This window comes from Variovorax ginsengisoli (genome assembly GCF_030486595.1).
GTDB classification, from domain to species: Bacteria; Pseudomonadota; Gammaproteobacteria; order Burkholderiales; family Burkholderiaceae_C; genus Variovorax; species Variovorax ginsengisoli_B.
Genome location: NZ_JAUJZH010000023.1, coordinates 42145 through 58390, shown reverse-complemented (window position 1 = coordinate 58390; position 16246 = coordinate 42145). Strand labels below are relative to the sequence as shown.

Here is a 16246-nt window from a genome sequence, read left to right as displayed (position 1 = left end):
CTCGCTATGTCCCCGATAGCCGTCACCCCGGCAGGCCTCAGTCGGCCTGGCGGCGCAGGAAAGCCGGGATCTCGAAATCGTCCATGCCGCCCGACGACAGCGCATCGACCTTGGCCGCGGCCATGGTGCGGTTGGTGCGCCACACGCTGGGCACCGCCATGCCGTCGTAGTTCGGCTGGCTGGCGGCGTGGCCGGTGCCGGTACCGAGGGTCGGCACGGTGAACGCGATGTTGTCGGTGCCGGTGCGGATCACTTCGAGCGTCGGTGCCTGGCGGCGTGCATCCTGGCGCGACAGGCCGGTGGCCACCACGGTGACGCGCATCTCGTCGCCGAGGGCGTCGTCGTAGGCGGCGCCGTAGATCACGTGCGCGTCCGGCGATGCGTAGGCGCGGATGGTGTTCATCGCGAGCTTCGATTCGCTCAGCTTGAGCGAAGACTTCGAGGCCGTCACCAGCACCAGCACGCCCTTGGCGCCCGACAGGTCGATGCCTTCGAGCAGCGGGCAGGCCACGGCCTGCTCGGCGGCGATGCGGGCGCGGTCCGGGCCGCTGGCCGCAGCCGTGCCCATCATCGCCTTGCCGGGTTCGCCCATCACGGTGCGGACGTCTTCGAAGTCGACGTTGACGCCGCCGTATTCGTTGATGATCTCCGAGATGCCGCCGACCGCGTTCTTCAGCACGTCGTTGGCATGCGCGAAGGCCTCGTCCTGCGTCACGTCCTCGCCGAGCACGTCGAGCAGCTTCTCGTTGAGCACCACGATCAGCGAGTCGACGTTGGCCTCGAGCTCGGCCAGGCCCTGGTCGGCATTGGTCATCCGGCGGCCGCCTTCCCAGTCGAAGGGCTTGGTCACCACGCCCACCGTGAGGATGCCCATCTCCTTGGCGATGCGCGCGATCACGGGCGCCGCGCCGGTGCCCGTGCCGCCGCCCATGCCGGCCGTGATGAACAGCATGTGCGCGCCGGCGATCGATTCGCGGATGTCGTCGATCGCGGCTTCGGCGGCGTCGCGGCCCTTCTCGGGCTTGCTGCCGGCGCCCAGGCCGTTGGTACCGAGCTGGATCGTCTTGTGGGCGTTGCTGCGCGACAGCGCCTGGGCATCGGTGTTGGCGCAGACGAACTGCACCCCTTGCACGCCGCGCTCCATCATGTGGGCGACCGCGTTGCCGCCGCCGCCGCCGACGCCGATCACCTTGATCTGGGTGCCCTGGTTGAACTCTTCGATCTCGATCATTTCGATAGCCATTTTTCTGACTCCTTGAATTTGCAGTTGCCGTTTATTGATGAATGAATTTGTTGTGGGTATGCAGTTGAGCGCGGTCAGGGCGGAGGTCCGGTTCGCCGCCATCGCTCGTTGAAATGCAGCGGGGGACTGCCCCGCGCCAGCCAGAGACGGTGGGGGGTCATGTCAGAAGTTCCCCACGATGAAGTCCTTGAAGCGCCCGAACGCGGTCTTGACCGAGCCGTTCTTCTGCGCCACCTTGAAGCCGCGCAGGCGCGCATAGCGGGCCTCCTCGAGCAGGCCCATGACGGTGGCGGCACGCGGCTGCGCGACCATGTCCGACAGCGCGCTCGAATACTTCGGAATGCCGCGCCGCACCGGCTTCAGGAAGATGTCCTCGCCGAGCTCGACCATGCCCGGCATCACGGCGCTGCCGCCGGTCAGCACTACGCCCGAGGACAGCACTTCCTCGTAGCCCGACTCGCGCACCACCTGCTGCACCAGCGAGAAGATCTCCTCGATCCGCGGCTCGATCACGCCGGCCAGTGCCTGCTTGCTCAGCATGCGCGGGCCGCGGTCGCCCAGGCCCGGCACCTCGACCTGGGTGTCGGGGTCGGCCAGCAGCTGCTTGGCGTAGCCGTTCTCGACCTTGATGTCCTCGGCGTCCTTGGTCGGGGTGCGCAGCGCCATCGCGATGTCGCTGGTGATCAGGTCGCCGGCGATCGGGATCACGGCCGTGTGGCGGATCGCGCCGTTGGTGAAGATCGCGACGTCGGTGGTGCCGGCGCCGATGTCGACCAGCACCACGCCGAGTTCACGCTCGTCCTCGGTCAGCACCGCGAGGCTGGAGGCCAGCGGGTTCAGCATCAGCTGGTCGACCTCGAGGCCGCAGCGGCGCACGCACTTGATGATGTTCTCGGCCGCGCTCTGGGCACCGGTCACGATGTGCACCTTGGCCTCCAGCCGCATGCCGCTCATGCCGATCGGCTCCTTGACGTCCTGGCCGTCGATCACGAACTCCTGCGGCTCGACCAGCAGCAGGCGCTGGTCGCTCGAGATGTTGATCGCTCGTGCCGTTTCCACCACGCGGGCGACGTCGGCCGGCGTGACTTCCTTGTCCTTCACCGCCACCATGCCGCTCGAATTGATGCCGCGGATGTGGCTGCCGGTGATCCCCGTGTAGACCCGGCTGATCTTGCAGTCGGCCATCAGCTCGGCCTCCTTGAGGGCCTGCTGGATGCTCTGCACGGTGGCGTCGATGTTGACCACCACCCCGCGCTTGAGCCCGTTGCTCGGCGCGATGCCGAGCCCGGCCAGCTTGAGCTCGCCGTTGGGCAGCACCTCGGCGACCACCGCCATCACCTTGGCGGTGCCGATGTCGAGGCCGACAACGAGATCTTTGTACTCTTTGGACATGTGCTTCCTCTGTTCGCTCTCTCTACTTTTTCTTCGGGTCGGCAACGACCGTCGTCACGCCACGCAACCGCAGCGCATAGCCCTCGTTGTGTCGCAGGTCGGCGCCCTCGACCGCCGCCACCGTGCGCCCGTACTGGCTCGCCACCGGCGTCACGGTGCGCAGGAAGCGCTCTGTGCGGGCCACCACCTCATCGCCCTGCCCACGTCCGAGTTCGAGCACGGCGCCGGTGTCGAGCTGCGCCCGCCAGCTGCCGCGACCGGTCAGCGTGAGCTCGTCGATCGCGAGGTCGTAGGGCTTGAACAGCGGCGCCAGGACCCGGTACATGCCCAGCACCTGGCCGGCCTGCTCGGGCGGGCCGTCCAGCCGCGGCAGGTTGTCGTCGACCTCGGCCACGTTGGCTTCGAACACCTCGCCGAAGCCGTTGATCAGCTTCGAGCCGGCCTCGTCGCCCCAGTGCGCCACCGGCACGTGCTCGGTCAGCGTGGCGCGCAGCTTGTTCGGGAACTCGCGCCGCACCACCGCCTTGCGCACCCACGGCACCGACTCGAAGGCGGCGCGCGCGCGCGCCAGGTCGACCGTGAAGAAGTTGCCCGCCAGCTGCGGCGCCACGTTGGCTCGCAAGGTGACCGCGTTGTTGTGCGTGACCTCGCCATCGACCTTGATGCCGGCCAGCGGGAAGAAGGGTTGGCGCAGCACCCACCACCCGCCCGCCGCCAGCAGCATGAGCGCGAACAGCGCGAACACGAGGGTCGCGAGCACGTTCATGAGCTTGACGTCGAAGGGGACGGAGATGCTGTCGGCCATCAGTTCGCCTCGCTGCGGATCGGCGTTCCGGAATCGAGCGAGGCCGTCGCCAGCACGCGCAGGCAGAGGTCCTCGTAGGCGATGCCGGCGGCCCGCGCCGACATCGGCACCAGCGAGTGGCTGGTCATGCCGGGCGAGGTGTTCATCTCGAGCAGGAAGGGCTTGCGGTCGCTGGCCCGGATCATCAGGTCGGCGCGGCCCCAGCCGCGGCAGCCGAGCTGGTGGTAGGCGGCCAGCGCGATGCGCCGGATCTCGTGCTCTTCGGCCTCGGGCAGGCCGCTCGGGCAGTGGTACTTGACGTCGTCGGTGAAGTACTTGTTCTGGTAGTCGTAGGCGCCCTCGGGCGCGGCGATGCGCACCACCGGCAGCGCCACGGCGTCGAGGCCGCTGCCCAGCAGGGCGCAGGTGACCTCTTCGCCCTCGATGAACTCCTCGCACAGCACGTCGGCGTCGTAGCGCACCGCCAGCGCCACCGCATCCTGCATCTGCGAGTAGCCCTCGACCTTGGTCACGCCGATCGAGGAACCCTCGCGCGGCGGCTTCACGATCAGCGGCAGGCCCAGCACGTCGGGCACCGCGTTGATCTGCTCGCGGCTCTGCTGGTCGAAGGCCAGGCGCACATAGCGCGGCGTCGGCAGGCCGTCTGCCTGCCAGATGCGCTTGGTCATGACCTTGTCCATGGCCACGCTCGACGCCATGACGCCGGAACCGGTATAGGGAATGCCGAGCAATTCGAGCGCGCCCTGCACGGTGCCGTCCTCGCCGTGGCGTCCGTGCAGCGCGACGAAGCAGCGGGCAAAGCCCTCGCGCCTGAGTTCGGCCAGATCGCGATCGGCCGGATCGAAGGGGTGGGCATCGACGCCGCGCGAACGCAGTGCCTCCAGCACGCCGGTGCCCGACATGATGGAGATCTCGCGCTCGGCCGAGCTGCCGCCGAACAGCACCGCCACCTTGCCCAGGGCCTGGGGTTCCACGACGCTCACAGCGCCCTCCCTTCGCGCGTGAAGCGCTCCGACTTCTGCGGCGCAACGGCGCCGATCTCGACCACCTTGGCCGGCACGGCGCCGATCGATCCGGCGCCCATGCAGATCAGGACATCGCCATCGCGCGCGTTGTCCAGGATCGCCTGCGGCATTGCCGCGATCTCGTCGACGAACACCGGTTCGACCTTGCCCGCGACGCGCAGCGCACGCGCCAGCGAGCGGCCGTCGGCGGCCACGATCGGGGCCTCGCCGGCGGCGTAGACCTCGCCCAGCAGCACCGCGTCGGCCTGGCCGATGACCTTGACGAAATCCTCGAAGCAGTCCCGGGTGCGCGTGAAGCGGTGCGGCTGGAAGGCCAGCACCAGCCGCCGGCCCGGAAAGGCGCCGCGCGCCGCGGCGATGGTGGCCGCCATTTCGACCGGGTGGTGGCCGTAGTCGTCGATCAACGTGAACTGGCCCGGACGGCCGCCCGGCAGCGCCACTTCGCCATAGCGCTGGAAGCGCCGGCCCACGCCCTTGAAGTCGGCCAGGCCGCGCTGCACCGCTTCGTCTGGCACGCTGAGCTCGACCGCCACCGCGATCACCGCCAGCGCGTTGCGCACGTTGTGCTCGCCCGGCAGGTTCAGCACGATGTCGAGGTCGGGCAGCGTGACGCCGTTGCGGCGCTGGGCCGTGAAGTGCATCTGCGAACCCACCGCGCGCACGTTGACCGCGCGCACCTGGGCTTCCTCGCCGAAGCCGTAGCTGGTCACCGGGCAGGACACCTGGGTCACGACCTCGCGCACCGCCGGATCGTCGGTGCACAGGATCGCGACGCCATAGAAGGGCATGCGGTGCAGGAAGTCGACGAAGGCCTTCTTGAGCTTCGCGAAGTCGTGCCCGTAGGTCTCCATGTGGTCGGCGTCGATGTTCGTGACCACCGCCATCACCGGCAGCAGGTTCAGGAACGAGGCATCGGATTCATCGGCCTCGACCACGATGTAGTCGCCGCTGCCGAGCTGCGCATTGGCGCCGGCGCTGTTGAGCCGGCCGCCGATCACGAAGGTCGGATCGAAGCCGGCCGCGGCCAGCACGCTCGCCACCAGGCTGGTGGTGGTGGTCTTGCCGTGGGTGCCGGCGATCGCGATCCCCTGCTTGAGCCGCATCAGCTCGGCCAGCATCATGGCGCGCGGCACCACCGGGATGCGCTTCTCGCGCGCCGCCACCACCTCGGGGTTGTCGGCGTTGACCGCGGTCGATGTCACGACCGCGTCGGCGCCCGCGATGTGGGCCGCGTCATGGCCGACGAAGGTCGCGATGCCGAGGCTGGCCAGGCGCTTGAGGGTCGCGCTGTCGGCCAGGTCCGAGCCGGAGATCTTGTAGCCGAGGTTGAGCAGCACTTCGGCGATGCCGCTCATGCCCGAGCCGCCGACGCCGACGAAGTGGATGTGACGAATGGCGTGCTTCATTTGGCAAGCTCCTCGCAAGCGCGGACGACGTGGTCGACCGCTTCGGTTTTCTGCATCGACTTGGCCTTCACGGCGCGTTCGAGGAGCGCAGCGCGCCCGGTGTTCTTTAGCAATTCGGCCAGCAATTCGGGAGTCAGTTCGGTTTGTTGAACGAGCCAGCCACCGCCGGCGTCGACAAGGAAGCGGGCATTGGTGGTCTGGTGGTCGTCCACGGCGGAGGGAAATGGCACGAACAGCGCTGCTGCGCCGACGGCCGCGATTTCGGTGACGGTGCTGGCACCGGCACGGGCGACGACCAGGTCGGCGTCGGCATAGGCCTGCGCCGTGTCGTCGATGAAAGGAGTGAGTTGGCCGTCGACGCCGGCGGCGGCGTAGTTGGCCCGCAGTTCGTCGATCTGCTTGGCACCACTCTGGTGGGTGACCTGCGGCCGCTCGGCCGGGGCGATCAGGGCCAGCGCCTTCGGCACCACGGCGTTGAGCGCGCGGGCGCCGAGGCTGCCGCCGACCACCAGCAGCTTGAGCGGACCAGCGCGGCCGGCGAAGCGCGCAGCCGGCTCGCCCTGCTTCAGGAAGGCGGCGCGCAAGGGGTTGCCCACCCACTGCGCCTTCTTGATGACGTTCGGGAACGCCGTGAAGACGCGGTCGGCCACGCTCGCGAGCACCTTGTTGGCCAGGCCCGCGACCGAGTTCTGCTCGTGCAGCACCAGCGGCTTGCCGAGCAGCACGCTCATCATGCCGCCCGGGAAGGTGATGTAGCCGCCGAGGCCGACCACCACGTCGGGCTTGACGCGGCGCACCACGGCAATGCTCTGCAGGAAGGCGCGCAGCAGGCGCATGGGCAGCAAGGCCAGGGTCAGCGGTCCCTTGCCGCGCACGCCGCCGAACTGCACCGGTTCGAAGGCGAAGCCGCGCGGCGGCACCAGCTTTTCTTCCATGCTGCCCGGCGCACCGAGCCAGTGGACACGCCAGCCGCGCTCGCGCAGGGCCTCGGCCACGGCCAGGCCCGGGAAGATGTGTCCTCCGGTCCCGCCCGCCATGACCAATGCCGTTCTGCTCATACGCGGCCTCCGCGCATGAGAACGCGGTTCTCGTAGTCGATCCGCAGCACCACGGCCAGCGCCACCACGTTCAACAGGATGGCCGACCCGCCGAAGCTCATCAGCGGCAGGGTCAGGCCCTTGGTCGGCAGCGCGCCGAGGTTCACCCCCATGTTGATGAAGGTCTGGAAGCCGATCCAGATGCCGATGCCCTGCGCCACCAGGCCCGAGAACACGCGGTCGAGCGCGATCGCCTGGCGGCCGATATGCATGATCCGGCGCGTGAGCCAGAGGAACAGCGCGATCGCCAGCAGCACGCCGACCAGGCCGAACTCCTCGCCGATCACGGCCATCAGGAAGTCGGTGTGGGCCTCGGGCAGCCAGTGCAGCTTCTCGACGCTGCCGCCGAGGCCGACGCCGAAGACTTCGCCGCGGCCGATCGCGATCAGCGAGTGCGACAGCTGGTAGCCCTTGCCGAGCGCGTGCTCCTCGCTCCAGGGGTCGAGGTAAGCGAAGATCCGCTCGCGCCGCCAGGGGCTGGTCGCCACGATGGTGCTGAAGGCCACCACGACCAGCGCCGCGATGACGAAGAACATCCGCGCATTGACGCCGCCCAGGAACAGGATGCCCATGGCAATCACCGCGATCACCATGAAGGCGCCCATGTCGGGCTCGGCCATCACCAGCATGCCGACCACCACCACCGCGACGCCCATCGGCAGCACGGCGCGGAAGAAGCGCTCCTTGATCTCCATCTTGCGCACCATGTAGCTGGCCGCATAGAGCACCATCGCGAGCTTGGCCAGCTCCGAGGGCTGGAAGCGCATGAAGCCCAGCGGCAGCCAGCGGCGGGCGCCGTTGACATTGATGCCGACGTGCGGCACCAGCACCGCCACCAGCAGCAGCAGCGAGGCCACGAAGAGCCAGGGCGCGGCGCGCTCCCAGGTCTTCATCGGCACCTGGAAGGCCAGGAGGCCGGCGATCGCGGCGATCACCAGCGAGGCCGCGTGGCGCGTGAGGAAGTAGGTCGGCGTGTAGCCGGCGCGGGTGAAGCGCGGGCTGTCGGACAGCGCGATCGAGGCCGAATAGACCATCACCAGGCCCCAGGCCAGCAGCGCCACGGTGACCCAGACCAGGGCCTGGTCGAAGCCGAGCACGCGCACCGGGGCCGCCTTGGTCTGCGTCATGCCGGCGTTGCCGAGCCGCACCGGCAGGTGCATGGGCAGGGCATCGATGCCGCTCTTGGCACGGCTGAACCAGCCGCTGAAGCGGCCTGTCTTGTTGGACGTGGCGGCGCTCGCGCTGTTCATGACGCCTCCGACACGGGGTTCGACGGCAGGTCGGCCAACGCCTCGACGGCCTCGCAGAAGACCTGCGCACGGTGCGCGTAGTCGCGGAACATGTCGAAGCTGGCGCAGGCCGGCGACAGCAGCACGGCGTCGCCCGGGTGCGCGCGGCCGGCCGCCAGTGTCACGGCCTCGGCCAGCGAGGCGGCGCCCAGCAGCGGGATGCCGGTGGCCGCGAGCGCGGCCTCGATCAACGGCGCGTCGCGGCCGATCAGGATCACGGCGCGGGCGTACTGCGCCACCGGCGCGGCCAGCGGCGTGAAGTCCTGGCCCTTGCCCTCGCCGCCGAGGATCACCACCAGCCGGCGCTCCTCGCCGAGGCCCACCAGCGCGGCGACGGTGGCGCCGACATTGGTGCCCTTGCTGTCGTCGAAGTACTCGACGTCGCCGACGATCGCCACCGGCTCGACCCGGTGCGGCTCGCCGCGGTATTCGCGCAGCCCGTAGAGCATCGGCGCCAGCTGGCAGCCCGCGGCGGTGGCCAGTGCCAGCGCCGCCAGCGCATTGAGCGCGTTGTGGCGGCCGCGGATGCGCAGCGCATCGGCCGGCATCAGGCGCTGGATGAAGATCTCTTCCTCCTCGACCGCGGCACCCCGCTTGCGTTTCTGGGTCTCGTCGGCTTCGAGCGCACGCACCAGCCAGGCCATGCCGTTGAGGCGCTCGATGCCGTAGTCCCCGGGCCGCAGCGGCATCGCCGCGCCGAAGGTGATGACGCTGCGCGCCACCTGGCCCCGCGCCAGCTTGACCGGCGCCGGCCGCATCGCCATGACGGCGGCATCCTCGCGGTTGAGCACCATCACACCCTTGCGGCCGAAGACGCGCGCCTTGGCCGCGGCGTAGGCGGCCATGTCGCCATGCCAGTCGAGGTGGTCCTGCGACAGGTTCAGCACGGTGGCGGCGGTCGGCTCGAAGTCCTGCACGCCGTCGAGCTGGAAGCTCGACAGCTCGAGCACCCAGACCTCGGGCAGGTCGTCGGCGTCGATCCGGGCCGACAGGGTGTCGAGCAGGGTCGGGCCGATGTTGCCGGCCACGGCGACGCTCTTGCCGGCGCGCTCGACCAATTGGCCGGTGAGCGCGGTCACGGTGGTCTTGCCGTTGGTGCCGGTGATGGCCAGCACCGCGGGCGTGTAGCCCTTGGGCGCCGGCGGCACGACCACCGGCTCGGCCAGCGGGGTGAACGAATCGTCGTCATCGTCGGGCAGCGCGGCGGCGGGTTCAGGTGCTTCGGCCGCCTCGGCGGCATCGGCGGTATCGGGCTCGACGGCGTCGGGCGCGGGCTCCGCGTGCGCGGCCGGCTCCGGCGCCACGACCGCTTCGACCGCCTGCGCCTCTTCCACGATCCGCAGGTCCGCCAAGGCGCGCGCGAACAGGTCCAGCTCGCCCCCCACCGGCAGGCCCATCGCCCGGGCCGCATCGATCACCGGCGCCACCGACGCCGGCGACAGCCCCGGCGAGCGGTACACCGCGCGCACCGGCGTGCCTTCGACCAGCGCGGCCGTCAGCGGTCCGCCGACGAACACGGCGCCGGGCAGCTCGGCGCGCAGGGCCGCCAGCTGCGGCGGCGCCTCGCGGGTGTCGGCGACCGTGAGCACGGCGCCGTGGCGCGCGCACCAGCGCGCCATCGCCAGCCCGGACGCACCGAGGCCGAGGACGAGGACGTGGAGGTCTTTCAGATGCCGCATGGTGTCAACGCAGCTTCAGGCTGGACAGGCCGACCAGGCACAGCAGCATCGTGATGATCCAGAAGCGGACCACGACCTGGGTCTCGCGCCAGCCGCTCTTCTCGAAATGGTGGTGCAGCGGCGCCATCTTGAGCACGCGCCGGCCTTCGCCGAAGCGCTTCTTGGTGTACTTGAAGTACGTGACCTGGGCCATCACCGAGATCGCCTCGACCACGAAGATGCCGCCCATCACGAAGAACACGATCTCCTGGCGGACGATCACGGCGATGGTGCCGAGCGCGCCGCCGAGCGCGAGCGCGCCGACGTCGCCCATGAAGACCTGCGCCGGATGGGTGTTGAACCACAGGAAGGCCAGGCCGGCGCCGGCCATGGCCGAGCAGAAGACCAGCAGCTCGCCGGAGCCCGGGATGTGCGGGAACAGCAGGTAGCGCGAATAGACCGCGCTGCCCGTGACATAGGCGAACACGCCGAGCGCCGAGCCGACCATGACGACCGGCATGATCGCCAGCCCGTCGAGGCCGTCGGTGAGGTTCACCGCGTTGCTGGCGCCGACGATCACCAGGTAGGTCAGGATCACGAAGCCGATGCCGCCGAGCGGATAGCTGACTTCCTTGAAGAAGGGCACCAGCAGGTTGATCTTGGGTGGAAAGTCGAGGTCGAAACCCGAGCGCACCCAGGCGTAGAACAGTTCGAGCACGCGCCAGTTGGAGCTCTCGGAGATGCTGAACAGCAGGTAGAAGCCGGCCACCAGCCCGACCACCGACTGCCAGAAGTACTTCTCGCGCGAACGCATGCCCTCGGGGTCCTTGCGCACCACCTTGCGCCAGTCGTCGACCCAGCCGATGGCGCCGAAGCCCAGCGTGACCCACAGCACGATCCAGACGAAGCGGTTCGAGAGGTCGAACCACAGCAAGGTCGAGAACGCGATCGAGAACAGCACCAGCACGCCGCCCATGGTCGGCGTGCCGCTCTTGGTCAGGTGCGTCTCCATGCCGTAGCTGCGCACCTGCTGGCCGATCTTGAGCGCCGTCAGGCGCCGGATCACGAAGGGACCGGCGGCCAGGCCGAGCAGCAGCGCGGTGAGCGAGGCCATGAGGGCGCGGAAGGTCAGGTACTGGAAGACCCGCAGGAAACCGAAATCCGGCGACAGGCTTTGCAGCCACAGGGCGAGGCTCAGCAGCATGGGCGGAACCTCGGCGCGAAATGGGGCATGGGTGAACGGGCCTCGATGCGCGACTCATGCGGCATGACCGGCCTCCTTGTCTTGTTGTTGTCGTGATTCGGCCCAGCCCGCGGCGGCCTGGACCACGCGCTCCATCTGCATGAAGCGCGAGCCCTTGACCAGCACGCTGCCGGCCAGCGGCAGCTGCGCCAGCACGGCGGCGTTGAGCGAATCGATGTCGTCGAAATGGCGGCCCGCGGCCGGGTCCTGGAAGGCGGCGATGCTATGCGCCGATTCGCGGCCGAGCGCGTACACCGCGTCGATGCCGCGCTCGCGCGCCCGCTGGCCGACCTCGGCATGGAACTGCGGCCCCTGGTCGCCGACCTCGCCCATGTCGCCGATCACCAGCAGGCGCGGACCCGGCAGCGCGGCGAGCACGTCGATCGCGGCCAGCATCGAATCGGGATTGGCGTTGTAGGTGTCGTCGACCAGGGTGATCGTCCGGCCGCCGGCCAGCCGCAGCGCGATCGCCCTGGAGCGGCCCTTGACCGGCTCGAAGGCGGACAGCCCTTCGGCGATGCGGTCGAGCGACACGCCGCTGGCGAGCGCGCAGGCGATCGCCGCCAGCGCATTGATGACGTTGTGGCGGCCGGCGATGCCGAGCCTGAAGCGCAGCTCGCCCAGCGGTGTGCGGGCCTCGACCCGCCAGGCGCCGTCGGCCCAGTCGGCGGACACCAGCGCGATGTCGGCACCGGCCTGGTCGCCGAAGCTCAGGCAGCGCCGGGACGCCGCCCGATGGGCGATCTCGCTCCACAGCGGCGTAAATTCGTCGGCATACGGGAACACGGCCGTGCCTTGCGGCGGCAGGGCCTCGAAGACCGCCCCGTTCTCGCGCGCCACCGCCTCGACCGTGGCCATGAACTCCTGGTGCTCGCGCTGGGCGTTGTTGACCAGGGCGATGGTCGGCCGCGCGATCCGCGCCAGCCGCTCGATCTCGCCCGGATGGTTCATGCCCAGCTCGACCACCGAGCGCTGGTGGCGCGCGCGCAGGCGCAGCAGGGTCAGCGGCACGCCGATCTCGTTGTTGAAGTTGCCGGCCGTGGCCAGTGCGCCCTCGCCGCAGGCGACGCGCAGGATCGACGCGATCATCTGCGTCACGGTGGTCTTGCCGTTGCTGCCGGTGACTGCGATCAGCGGCAGGTCGAACTGGGCGCGCCAGCCCGCCGCCAGGGCGCCCAGCGCCACCAGGCTGTCCGCCACTTCGAGACCCGCCAGGCCGGCCGCCTCGAGGCCGCCATGGGCGATCGCGGCCACGGCGCCGCGCGCCCGGGCGTCGCCCAGGAACTGGTTGGCGTCGAAGCGTTCGCCCTTCAGCGCGACGAACAGGTCGCCGGCCGCGAGGCTGCGAGTGTCGGTGTGGACGCGCAGGATCGGCGTCGCCGGATCGCCGACCAGCCGGGCGCCCGGGATCCAGGCCAGGGCCTGGCCGAGCGTCATCATGGGGGTCGCTGCCTGCGCGTCGGTCATGCACCGCTCCTTGCCGTGAGCGCATCGAGCGCATGCGCCCGGTCCGAGAACGCGATGCGCTCGCCGGCGATTTCCTGCCAGGCCTCGTGGCCGCGGCCGGCGAGCAGCACCACGTCTTCCGGGCGGGCCTGGGCCAGCGTCTCGGCGATCGCCCGGGCCCGGTCGGGCTCGACCTGCGCCGCTTCGGGGCGCGTCAGCCCGAGCAGGATCTGGCTGATGATGGCCGACGGCTTCTCGCTGCGCGGGTTGTCGCTGGTGACGACCACGCGGTCGGCCTGCGTCTCGGCCACGGCGGCCATCATCGGCCGCTTGGCGCTGTCGCGGTCGCCGCCGCAGCCGAACAGGCACCACAGCGCACCGCCGCGCTGGCGCGCCAGCGGCCGCAGGCCGGCCAGCGCCTTGTCGAGCGCATCGGGCGTGTGGGCATAGTCGACCACCGCCAGCGGCCGGCCGGGCAGGCTCAGGCGCTCCATGCGGCCCGGCACGCTGTCGAGCCCCGTGCAGGCGCGCACCGCCGCGTCGAGCGGGAGGCCGAGCGCACGCAAGGCGCCGATCACGCCGAGCAGGTTGGCGACGTTGTACTGGCCGATCAGCGAGGTGGCCAGGCGCTGCGGCGGCGCACCGTCCTCGACCACCGAGAAGGTCAGGCCCTGGGCGTCGTAGCCGACGTCCTGCGCCATCAGCCGGGCCGGATCGCCCTCGGCCGAGACGGTCCAGACATCGAGCGCGCCGACGCCCTGCTCGAGCAGGCCGGCCACCAGCGAAGCGCCGTGGAGATCGTCGATGTTGACCACCGCGGCGCGCAGGCCGGGCCAGCGGAACAGCTCGGCTTTGGCCTGCCAGTAGGCCTCCATGCTGCCGTGGTAGTCCAGGTGGTCCTGGGTGAAATTGGTGAACACCGCCACCGCGATCCGGCTGCCGTCGAGCCGGCGCTCGGCGATGCCGATCGACGAGGCCTCGATCGCGCAGGCGCCGAAGCCGCGCTCGACGAAGCCGCGCAGTTCGCGCTGCAGCATGACGGGGTCGGGTGTCGTGAGCCCGGTGTAAGTCAGATCGGGCGGCACGCCGATGCCCAGCGTGCCGACCACGGCGCAGGGCGAGCCCACCGCATCGGCGGCTTCCGACGACAGCGCCTGCGCCAGCCACCAGGCGGTCGAGGTCTTGCCGTTGGTGCCCGTCACGGCGATCAGGTCCAGGCTGGCCGAGGGGGTGTCGTAGTAGGCGGCCGCGATCGGGCCGGTCGCGGCCTTGAGGCCGGCGTAGGTGGCGATCGCCTCGCCCTCGAAGCCGAAGGCCGCGCTGCCCTCGTGCTCGACCAGGCAGGCCGAGGCGCCCTGGGCCAGCGCAGCGGCGACGAAGCGCCGGCCGTCGGTCGCCGCGCCGGGCCAGGCGATGAAGCCATCGCCGGCGCCGACCGCGCGGCTGTCAGCATGCAGCGCGCCGCTCACGCGCGAACGCAGCCAGCGGGCGGCTTCGGCGGGGTTGTGCAGGGTCGTCACGCGCATCAGAAGCTCTCTTCCACACCCTTGGTCACGACCAGGGGTTTGACTGCGAGGTCGGGCGCCACGTTCATCATGCGCAGGGTCTGCTGCACGACTTCGCTGAACACCGGCGCCGCCACCAGGCCGCCGAAGTACTGGCCGTTGCTCGGCTCGTCGATCATCACCGCGACGATGATGCGCGGCTTCTCGATCGGCGCCATGCCGGTGAACCAGGCGCGGTACTTGTTGCTTGCGTAGCCCTTGCCGACCTGCTTGTGCGCGGTGCCGGACTTGCCGCCGACCGAGTAGCCGATGGTCTGCGCCAGCGGCCCGGTGCCGCCCGGGCCCGCCGCCATCTGCAGCATCTTGCGCACCGCCAGCGCGTTCTGGGCCGAGAACACCTTGACGCCGACCGCCGGCTCGCTGCTCTTGAGGATGGTCGCCGGAATGACGTCGCCGTCGTGCGCGAACGCGGTGTACGAATGCGCCATCTGGAACAGCGACGCCGACAGGCCGTAGCCGTAGGCCATGGTGGCCTGCTCGACCGGCTTCCACGACTTCCAGGGCCGCAGGCGGCCGGTGACGGCGCCCGGGAACTGGATCTGCGGCTTCTGGCCGTAGCCGAGCGCGGTGTAGGTGTCCCACATCTCGCGCGGCGTCATCCGCTGGGCGATCTTCAGCGCCCCGATGTTGCTCGACTTCTGGATCACGCCCTCGACCGTGAGCGCGCCGTAGTTGTGGGTGTCGCTGATCGTGAAGCCGCCGATGCTCATGCGGCCGGGCGCTGTCGGGATCACGGTCTGCGGCGTGACGCGGCCAGCCTCCAGCGCCATGCCGACGGTCACCGGCTTCATGGTCGAGCCGGGCTCGAAGGTGTCGGTCAGGGCACGGTTGCGCAGCTGTTCGCCGGTCAGGTTCTGCCGCTTGTCGGGCACGTAGCTCGGGTAGTTGGCCAGCGCCAGCACCTCGCCGGTGATGGCATCGAGCACCACCACGCTGCCGGCCTTGGCCTTGTGCATCGTCACGGCGTCGCGCAGCTTCTGGTAGGCGAAGAACTGGACCTTGCTGTCGACACTGAGCTGGATGTCCTTGCCGTCCACCGGCGGCACCTGTTCGCCGACTCCCTCGACCACCCGGCCGAGGCGGTCCTTGATGACGCGGCGCGAGCCGGCCTTGCCGCCCAGGTCCTTGTTGAAGGCGAGCTCGATGCCTTCCTGGCCGTTGTCCTCGACATTGGTGAAGCCGACCACGTGCGCTGCCGCCTCGCCCTCGGGGTACTGGCGCTTGTATTCCTTGCGCTGGTAGATGCCCTTGATGTTGAGCGCGGCGATCTGCTTGGCGATCGGTTCGTCGACCTGGCGCTTGACCCAGACGAAGGTCTTGTCCTCGTCCTCGAGTTTCTTGTCGAACTCTTTCTGCGGCATCTCGAGCAGCTTGGCCACCTGCCTGAGCTTGGCCTTGACCTCCGGGTCGTCGCGCTCGATGTCCTCGGGAATCGCCCAGATGCTCGGCGCCACCACGCTGGAGGCCAGCAGCAGGCCGTTGCGGTCGAGGATCCGGCCGCGGTTGGCCGGCAGCTCCAGTGTGCGGGTGAAGCGGACTTCGCCCTGGCGCTGGAAGAAGGCGTTGTCGAGCACCTGCACGTAGGCGGCGCGGGCGGCCAGCAGCGCGAAGCCGCCGGCGATCGCGGCGACGATGAACTTGCTGCGCCAGACCGGCGTCTTGCTCGCCAGCAGCGGGCTGGTGGTGTATTGGACGCTGCGGCGCGGCATCAGTGGGCTCCCTTCGACGGCGCGGCACGGCCCGGCGGCGTGGCGGGCGCAGGCGCCACCACGGCCGGGATCACGGTGCCGTCGGCGCGCACGTACTGCGTGATGGCCGGCGAGGTGGTGCGCATCTTGAGCTGCTCCTTGGCCAGTTTCTCGACCCGCAGCGGCGTCGCCTGCGCCCGCTTCTCGACCTGCAGCCGGTCGCGGTCGAGCTCGAGCCTGCGGGCCTCGAGTTCGATCCGGTGCAGCTCGGTGAAGAGCTGGCGCGACAGGTACTGCGTGTGGACGAGGTACATCGCCGAGCCCAGCACGGCGATCAGCAGCAGCAGGTTGAGGCGCGCCATGTCAGAGCCCGCCCGGCCGCCCGAAGG

Annotated in this window: 13 protein-coding genes; all 13 read right to left on the bottom strand. The window is 70.0% G+C overall.

Annotated elements, in window-relative coordinates; translation table 11 throughout:
* Nucleotides 1-37: 37 nt before the first annotated feature.
* A complete protein-coding gene (ftsZ, locus tag QZH52_RS26790) occupies nucleotides 38-1243 on the bottom strand; it encodes a cell division protein FtsZ (RefSeq protein WP_286523849.1) in 1206 nt (401 codons plus the stop codon).
* Between the two features lie 162 nt (nucleotides 1244-1405).
* Nucleotides 1406-2635, bottom strand: coding sequence for a cell division protein FtsA (gene ftsA / locus QZH52_RS26785; protein WP_286368870.1), 1230 nt, complete (start codon nucleotides 2633-2635; stop codon nucleotides 1406-1408).
* A 22-nt stretch (nucleotides 2636-2657) separates the two neighbouring features.
* Entirely contained in the window at nucleotides 2658-3440 is a 783-nt protein-coding gene (locus QZH52_RS26780; protein WP_286533951.1) for a cell division protein FtsQ/DivIB, read from the bottom strand.
* Nucleotides 3440-4423, bottom strand: coding sequence for a D-alanine--D-alanine ligase (locus QZH52_RS26775; RefSeq protein WP_301813734.1), 984 nt, complete (start codon nucleotides 4421-4423; stop codon nucleotides 3440-3442). The genes QZH52_RS26780 and QZH52_RS26775 overlap by 1 nt, the downstream gene beginning before the upstream one ends.
* The gene (murC, locus tag QZH52_RS26770; RefSeq protein ID WP_301813733.1) at nucleotides 4420-5871 is read right to left on the bottom strand and encodes a UDP-N-acetylmuramate--L-alanine ligase; all 1452 of its coding nucleotides are present in this window, start codon (nucleotides 5869-5871) and stop codon (nucleotides 4420-4422) included. Before murC ends, QZH52_RS26775 begins: the two co-directional genes overlap by 4 nt.
* A complete protein-coding gene (gene murG / locus QZH52_RS26765) occupies nucleotides 5868-6929 on the bottom strand; it encodes an undecaprenyldiphospho-muramoylpentapeptide beta-N-acetylglucosaminyltransferase (RefSeq protein WP_301813732.1) in 1062 nt (353 codons plus the stop codon). The genes murC and murG overlap by 4 nt, the downstream gene beginning before the upstream one ends.
* Complete coding sequence (ftsW, locus tag QZH52_RS26760; protein ID WP_301813731.1) at nucleotides 6926-8218, bottom strand: putative lipid II flippase FtsW; 1293 nt, start codon at nucleotides 8216-8218, stop codon at nucleotides 6926-6928. The genes murG and ftsW overlap by 4 nt, the downstream gene beginning before the upstream one ends.
* A complete protein-coding gene (gene murD, locus QZH52_RS26755; RefSeq protein WP_301813730.1) occupies nucleotides 8215-9936 on the bottom strand; it encodes a UDP-N-acetylmuramoyl-L-alanine--D-glutamate ligase in 1722 nt (573 codons plus the stop codon). The genes ftsW and murD overlap by 4 nt, the downstream gene beginning before the upstream one ends.
* Nucleotides 9937-9940: 4 nt before the next feature.
* On the bottom strand, nucleotides 9941-11119 hold the full coding sequence (gene mraY / locus QZH52_RS26750; protein WP_286523864.1) for a phospho-N-acetylmuramoyl-pentapeptide-transferase: 1179 nt from the start codon (nucleotides 11117-11119) through the stop codon (nucleotides 9941-9943).
* 54 nt (nucleotides 11120-11173) lie between these two features.
* On the bottom strand, nucleotides 11174-12625 hold the full coding sequence (locus tag QZH52_RS26745) for a UDP-N-acetylmuramoyl-tripeptide--D-alanyl-D-alanine ligase (RefSeq protein WP_301813729.1): 1452 nt from the start codon (nucleotides 12623-12625) through the stop codon (nucleotides 11174-11176).
* Entirely contained in the window at nucleotides 12622-14130 is a 1509-nt protein-coding gene (locus tag QZH52_RS26740; protein WP_436411635.1) for a UDP-N-acetylmuramoyl-L-alanyl-D-glutamate--2,6-diaminopimelate ligase, read from the bottom strand. The genes QZH52_RS26745 and QZH52_RS26740 overlap by 4 nt, the downstream gene beginning before the upstream one ends.
* The gene (locus tag QZH52_RS26735; RefSeq protein ID WP_301813728.1) at nucleotides 14130-15878 is read right to left on the bottom strand and encodes a peptidoglycan D,D-transpeptidase FtsI family protein; all 1749 of its coding nucleotides are present in this window, start codon (nucleotides 15876-15878) and stop codon (nucleotides 14130-14132) included. The genes QZH52_RS26740 and QZH52_RS26735 overlap by 1 nt, the downstream gene beginning before the upstream one ends.
* Nucleotides 15878-16219: a cell division protein FtsL gene (gene ftsL / locus QZH52_RS26730; RefSeq protein ID WP_286533960.1), complete on the bottom strand. Its 342-nt coding sequence runs from the start codon at nucleotides 16217-16219 to the stop codon at nucleotides 15878-15880. Before ftsL ends, QZH52_RS26735 begins: the two co-directional genes overlap by 1 nt.
* Nucleotides 16220-16246 lie beyond the last annotated feature (27 nt).